At 71.3% G+C, this 6727-nt stretch carries 5 protein-coding genes; 3 read left to right on the top strand and 2 right to left on the bottom strand.

Annotated features, from left to right (window positions below):
• Positions 1–121 precede the first annotated feature (121 nt).
• The 3 genes from ETD86_RS13820 to ETD86_RS13830 are packed head-to-tail and all read left to right on the top strand — an operon-like array spanning position 122 to position 4847.
• Positions 122–2539 carry a glycoside hydrolase family 3 N-terminal domain-containing protein gene (locus ETD86_RS13820; RefSeq protein WP_138666544.1) on the top strand — a complete coding sequence of 806 codons (2418 nt, stop codon included), beginning with the start codon at positions 122–124 and terminating at the stop codon, positions 2537–2539.
• On the top strand, positions 2523–3569 hold the full coding sequence (locus ETD86_RS13825) for a LacI family DNA-binding transcriptional regulator (protein WP_138666545.1): 1047 nt from the start codon (positions 2523–2525) through the stop codon (positions 3567–3569). The genes ETD86_RS13820 and ETD86_RS13825 overlap by 17 nt, the downstream gene beginning before the upstream one ends.
• A gap of 45 nt (positions 3570–3614) precedes the next feature.
• Positions 3615–4847 carry a PP2C family protein-serine/threonine phosphatase gene (locus ETD86_RS13830; protein ID WP_246147893.1) on the top strand — a complete coding sequence of 411 codons (1233 nt, stop codon included), beginning with the start codon at positions 3615–3617 and terminating at the stop codon, positions 4845–4847.
• 18 nt (positions 4848–4865) lie between these two features.
• On the opposite strand, the gene ETD86_RS13835 is transcribed toward ETD86_RS13830, so the two are convergent.
• A complete protein-coding gene (locus ETD86_RS13835; RefSeq protein ID WP_138666546.1) occupies positions 4866–6230 on the bottom strand; it encodes a glycoside hydrolase family protein in 1365 nt (454 codons plus the stop codon).
• Positions 6231–6333: 103 nt separating this feature from the next.
• Positions 6334–6727: endonuclease/exonuclease/phosphatase family protein (locus ETD86_RS55080; RefSeq protein WP_211370026.1), on the bottom strand; the 394-nt coding region annotated here is incomplete at its 5' end.

Genomic DNA, 6727 nt, shown 5'->3' on the forward strand with positions numbered 1-6727 from the left:
AGTACGCTGACGCGGCGTTCAGCTGGTCATCTGGTGTCGAGGAGGTCTCGTTCACAGGTCGCTCACAACGTCGAAACATTTCGAAATAATCACGATGCACATCGCCTTGAAGGAGCAGCAGATGACGGCTGTAGATCGGACGCCCGCGGTGGATGGTGTGCTTCGTCCGTGGCAGGATCCGACCCTTCCCGTGGCTGACCGGGTCGATGCCCTCCTTGAGGAGATGACCCTGGAGGAGAAGGTCGGCCAGCTAGGCAGCCGGTGGATCGGCAATGACATGCAGCACGAGCCGGTGGCCGACGACGCCGAGACGTTGAACGTCGCGCCGATGCAGGACGTGTTCGCGGCATCGGGGACGGTTCCCTTCGACGAGGCGATCCGCCACGGGCTCGGTCACATCACCCGGGTGCACGGCAGCGCCCCGGTGACGGCCCAGGAGGGCGCGGCCGAGGTGGTGCGGCTGCAGCGTGCGGTCATCGAGCGGTCCAGGCTGGGCATCCCGGCCATCGTGCACGAGGAGTGCCTGACCGGGTTCACGACGTACGGGGCGACCGTCTATCCCGCGGCCATCGCGTGGGGCGCCACGTTCGACCCCGGGCTGGTGGAGAGGATGGCGACCGCGATCGGGCGGGACATGGCGGCCGTGGGCGTGCACCAGGGCCTGTCGCCGGTCCTGGACGTGGTGCGCGACTACCGGTGGGGGCGGGTCGAGGAGACGATGGGGGAGGACCCGTACCTCGTCTCGATGCTCGCCGCCGCCTACGTGCGCGGGCTGGAGAACGCCGGGATCATCGCCACGCTGAAGCACTTCGCCGGATACTCGGCCTCGCGGGCGGCCCGCAACCACGGTCCCGTCCCCATGGGGCGGCGCGAGCTGATGGACATGATCCTGCCGCCGTTCGAGACCGCCATCGCGCTCGGCGGGGCGCGGTCGGTGATGAACTCCTACTCCGACGTGGACGGCGTGCCGGCCGGGGCGGACCCCTGGCTGCTGACCGAGGTGCTGCGCGAGGGCTGGGGCTTCACCGGGACCGTCGTGTCGGACTACTGGTCGGTCCCGTTCCTGGCGACCATGCACAAGATCGCCGCCGACACCGAGGAGGCCGGCGTGCGGGCGCTGGCCGCCGGGATCGACGTCGAGCTGCCCGACACGCTCGGCTTCGGCCAGCACCTGGTGGAGCGGGTCCGCGGCGGTGAGATCCCCGAGTCGCTGATCGACCGGGCGGCGCGCCGCCTGCTCACCCAGAAGGTCCAGCTCGGCCTGCTCGACCCGGACTGGACGCCCGAGAAGTCGGTGGCCGGCGCGGCCGTCGTGGACCTCGACTCGCCGGGCAACCAGGAGCTGGCACGCGAGCTGGCAGAGCGGTCGATCGTGCTGCTCGACGCCGGTGACGTGCTGCCGCTCCGTCCCGGACGGTCGGAGCTCCGGAAGATCGCGGTCGTCGGGCCGTGTGCCGACGACCCGCGGACGTTCATGGGCTGCTACGCCTTCCCCAACCACGTGCTGCCCCGCTACCCCGGCCTAGGCCTCGGCGTCGAGGCGCCCAGCCTGCTCGCCGCCCTCCGCGCCGAGCTGCCGGACGCCGAGGTCGTCCACGAGCGCGGCTGCGACGTGCAGGGCGGCGACCGCTCCGGCTTCGCCGCCGCGGCCGCCGCGGCCCGCGAGGCGGACCTGTGCGTGGTGGTCGTCGGCGACCTCGCCGGGCTGTTCGGGCACGGGACCTCGGGAGAGGGCTGCGACGCCGACGACCTGCGGCTGCCCGGCGTTCAGGAGGACCTGCTCGCCGAGCTCGCCGCCACCGGCACGCCCGTCGTCGTGGTCGTCGTGTCCGGGCGCCCGTACGCGCTGGGCACGGCGCACGAGCTCGCCGCCGGGCTCGTGCAGGCGTTCATGCCGGGCGAGCAGGGCGGCGCGGCCATCGCCGGCGTGTTGTCCGGCCGGATCCAGCCCTCCGGCAAGCTGCCGGTGCAGATCCCGCGCGGGCACGGCGGCCAGCCTGGCACCTACCTGCAGCCGCCGCTGGGCGCCAACAGCCAGGGCATCAGCAACCTCGACCCGACGCCGCTGTTCGCGTTCGGGCATGGCGCCTCCTACACCACGTTCGAGGTCGGCGACCTGGAGATCAGCGACGCCGAGGTGCCGACCGACGGCGAGTTCACGGTGAGCGTACAGGTGCGCAACACCGGCGAGCGGGCCGGCGACGAGGTCGTCCAGCTCTACCTGCACGACGTCGTCGCCCAGGTCACCCGGCCGGTCCGGCAGCTGACCGGGTTCGCGCGGGTCCGGTTGGAGCCCGGGGCAGGCGCCCGCGTGAGCTTCCACGTGCACGCTGACCGGACGGCCTTCACTGGACGCGACCTGAGGCGCATCGTGGAGCCGGGGGACGTCGAGGTGCTCGTCGGCAGATCGGCCGCCGACCTGCCGTGCCGGGGCGTCGTACGCCTGACGGGCGCGACGCGGGTCGTCGGCCACGACCGGCGCCTGGTCACCCCTGTATCGGTCGAGGAGCAGGAGGGAATTGATGCCGGCCAGTCCTAGACGCGCCACGCTGGCCACCGTCGCGGCCTCGGCCGGCGTGTCGGTGGCGACCGTGTCCAAGGTGCTCAACGGTCGCAGCGACGTGGCGCCGGCCACCCGGACCCTCGTGGAGTCGCTGCTGCGGGAGCACGACTATGTCGCGCTGTCGCCGCGCCGGGGCCTGGCTACTGACGGCGCCGTCGCGACGGACACGGTCGAGGTGCAGTTCGACAACGACTTCAACGCCTACTCCACAGAGATCATCCAGGGTGTGGTCACCGCCGGGGCCGAGCTCGACGTCGGGGTCGTCGTCAGCGTCAGGAAGAAGATCGACCATGCCGCCGCCTGGGCCCGCGACCTGGTCGCCGCGGGCCGACGGGCGCTGATCTCCGTCACGAGCGACCAGCTGACCACCCGGCAGCTGACCGCGCTGTCGCGGGCGCAGCTGCCGCTGGTCGTCATCGACCCGCTCAACCTGCCACACGCCCGCCTGACCAGCGTCGGATCGACCAACTTCGCCGGCGGGCTGGCCGCCACCCAGCACCTGCTGTCGCTCGGGCACCGGCGCATCGCCTACATCGGCGGGCCGACCACCGCCGCCTGCAACCAGGCGCGGCTGCACGGCTATCGCGCCGCCATGGAGGCGGAAGGAGCGCATGTGCTGCCCGGCTACACGCGGTTCGGCCACTTCCGCTACCGGGACGGCCTGGAGCACGGCACGGCCGTGCTCGACCTGCCCGAGCCGCCGACGGCGATCTTCGTCGGCTGCGACGAGACCGCGCTCGGCGTCATGGAGGCCGCCCGGGCACGCGGCCTGCGCATCCCCGAGGACCTCAGCATCGTGGGCTTCGACGACACCCAGATCGCCCGGATGGCCTCGCCGCCGCTGACGACCGTACGCCAGCCGCTGCGCGAGATGGGCGGCGTCGCCCTGCGGACCGCGCTACGCCTCGCGGCCGGCGAGAAGATCGACTCCCATCACGTCGAGCTGGCCACCGAGCTGATCGTTCGTGGCTCGACCGCGGATGTGACCTGCTCAGAGCATGCCTGAGAGACGTCCGGCCGGGTAAGAGCCCCTTGATCGGGGGAGGGGGCCGTGGACGACGGGACGCTCGGTGGGCTGCTGCGGGCCAATCACCTGGCCTCGCTGGAGGACCTGCCCGCCCTGGTCGCCGAGCACGCCGCGCAGGCGGGGCTCACGCACGCCATGCTGTACGTGGCCGACCTGCAACAGCAGTTCCTCGTGCCGCTGCCGGGCCAGTGCGACGAGGCCGGCAGGCCGCTGGAGCGCATCCCCATCGACACCACCGTCGCCGGCAAGGCCTTCCGCGGCGTCGAGCCGGTCCAGGCCCGCACCGCCACCACCTCGGCCGAGGGCGGCGAGCCGTTCACCGGGGACGGGCCGCGACGGGTGTGGGTGCCGCTCCTGGACGGCACGGAGCGGATCGGCGTGCTCGGCATGATCGTCAACCACGCCGACGAGGCCGTCCTGGCGCAGGTGAGCCGGCTGGCCGCCCTGGTCGCCCTGCTGGTGGAGAGCAAGCGCGGCTACAGCGACGTGTACGCCCAGCTCGTACGGACCCGGCCGATGGCCCTGTCCGCCGAGGTGTTGTGGAACCTGATGCCCGGCGCGACGTTCGCCAACGACCGGGTCGTGGTCAGCGCCGCGCTGGAGCCGGCCTACGAGGTGGGCGGGGACGCGTACGACTTCGCGCTCAACGGTGATGTGCTCAGGCTGGCGATCTTCGATGCCATGGGGCACGACACCTCGGCCGGCCTCACCGCCACCATCGCCATGGGTTGTTTCCGCAAACACCGCCGGGAGGGCGCCGACGTCCTGGCAGCCGGCGATGCCATCGACGAGGCGATCGCCGACCACTTCATCGCCACGCGGTTCGCCACGGGCATCCTGGCCGACCTGAACACCCGTACCGGGCGGCTGATCTGGGCCAATCGCGGCCATCCCCCGCCGGTGGTGCTGCGCCGCGGCCAGATGGTCGCCACGCTGGACGGCGTGTTCGGCACCCCGATGGGACTGAGCCTCGGACTGCCCGCCGACCTCGGCCGCTACCAGCTGGAGCCGGGGGACCGGCTGCTGCTCTACACCGACGGCGTCATCGAGGCCCAGGATCCCCAGGGGGAGCTGTTCGGGCTGGACCGTTTCATCGACTTCGTCATCAGGCGCGAGGCCGACGGCGTGCCGGCACCCGAGACGTTGCGCCGGTTGATCAACACCATCCTCGACCACCAGCACGGCTGGCTCCAGGACGACGCGACGGTGGTCCTGGTGGAGTGGGGCGCCGAGCAGCAGCACCAGCTGACACCATGACCCGCGTCCTCGTGAGACCTAGCGGTCGCTCCACTTGATCTCGTACGCCCCCAGAGTGTGCTCCTTGCCGTCCACCGTCGTGGTGACCTCCCCGCCCGTGGTGTTGACCAGCAGCAGCTGCTCGGGCTGGGCCAGCACCCGGACCTTCGGGTCGGAGGAGGTGACGTCCTGCAGCTCGGCCCCGGCCGGGAACCACTTGGCGAAGGTGCTCACCAGCTGCCCGGTCGGCAGCGGTGCGCCGGACTTCGGGTTCCACAGGCAGCCCCGGCAGGCGCCCTCCTTGGCCTGCGGGTTCCAGTACAGCGCGGTGGCGGCCCCGCTCTTGGCGAACTCGATCATGGAGGCGGCCTGGACGGCGAGCCGCTTGTCCTCAGCCCAGGTGGTGCCGTCCTCCGGCTCGAAGTACCACTCCGACCACCAGATCGGCATGTCGTCGGTCTTCTTGCGCAGCCACTCGGTGACGGCGCTGAACTTGCTCAGCGCGCCGATCTCGTCGGGCAGCAGCTCGTGGGCGTCGGTCGGCGAGGCGCCGTCGACGACGATGAAGTCGGCGCCCTTCTTGTTCTCGTACCAGTAGTTGAAGGCGTCCAGGACGTTCTGGTTGACCACGCCCCAGTCGCCGCGCAGCTCGGAGTTTCCGCCCTTGTTGCTGTCGAACCCGATGTACGGGCCGCCGATCTTGGCGTCGGGACGGACCGCCTTCACCGCGTCGTAGACCTTGTTGTACAGATCCGTGTAGCCCTTGTAGTCCGCGGGCTTGGAGTGGTCCTTCCAGAAACCCTTGAACTCGTTCCAGACCAGGAAGTACTCGACGTCGGGGTACCGCTCGGCGACGGTCCCCGCCAGCTTGGCGAAGTCGTCGAAGTGCTGCGGGTACGGGGCGTCCTCCAGGTGCTCCGCCCAGCCCTCCTGCGACGTCGGGCCCTCGGGGCCGCCCTTCATCCAGTCAGGGGCGCAGCACAGGGTGATGATCGGCGTGCCCTTGGACTGCTTCATGAAGTTCGTGCGGCTGTCGAGGTCCTCCCAGAAGTACTGCTGCCGCGTGGGCTGGGGGTTGAGCGCGCCGAAGCCCATGATGTGCTGGTTCTGCAACATCGGGGTGCGGGCCAGCGACTGGGCCACGCGCTGCTCGAACTGCGGGGTGACGTTGTTAGCGCTGGTCCCCGTGTGCGTGAACCCCCAGCGCGGCCAGTCGGCGGCCACCGCCGGCGGCTTCTGCGCCCCGGGGGGAGACTGCGCCGGCGACTCCTGTGGCGCGGAGGTCGCGGGATCCGGTCCAGGGGAGGCGGCGGATCCGCAGCTCGCTAAGACCACCGCCAGTGCGGTGACGGCGATCGTCCGGATCGGCCGCCTCCACATCGACTTGCCGCTATCCGAAGACACCTGGGCTCCTCATGATTCGTCAGGCTCAGAGCATCGCACGGACGGCCGCCCGAGCAGTGGTCAGGGACATGATTCTCAGCGAAGCGTTACTGTCGGCCACTCTTCATGACCGCACCCTCAGGTCGGCGAAGAGCGCCCGGTGGTCGGAGCCCGGCACGTCGTGGATCTGCACGGCGACCGCGCCGGCCCGGGAGTCGGTGAGCACGTGGTCGATGGCCACCAGCGGCGGGAGCCTGCGCATCGGCCAGGTCGGCACCAATCCCTGGCCGGTGGCCGCCGCCGCGTCGGTGTAACCCGTGTCAAGCAGCCGCCGGAACACGGCGTGGTCGAGCGTGGCGTTGAAGTCGCCCGCCAGGATCCGCGGCGGGCCCGACGACGGCGCGGGCGGCAGCGTGCCCACCCCCGCCTCCCACTCCGGCACCGTTCTGGGCACCGGCGCCACCGGGTGCACGACCACGACCTCCACGCCCGGCCCGCCCGGCAGCGCCACCTCCGCC

It is taken from the genome of Nonomuraea turkmeniaca, from assembly GCF_005889735.1.
GTDB lineage: Bacteria > Actinomycetota > Actinomycetes > Streptosporangiales > Streptosporangiaceae > Nonomuraea > Nonomuraea turkmeniaca.

Excerpts from the sequence above, each read along its gene's own strand:
- ETD86_RS13820 (WP_138666544.1), top strand. The coding sequence starts at position 122 with ATGACGGCTGTAGATCGGACGCCCGCGGTGGATGGTGTGCTTCGTCCG.
- ETD86_RS13825 (WP_138666545.1), top strand. The coding sequence starts at position 2,523 with ATGCCGGCCAGTCCTAGACGCGCCACGCTGGCCACCGTCGCGGCCTCG.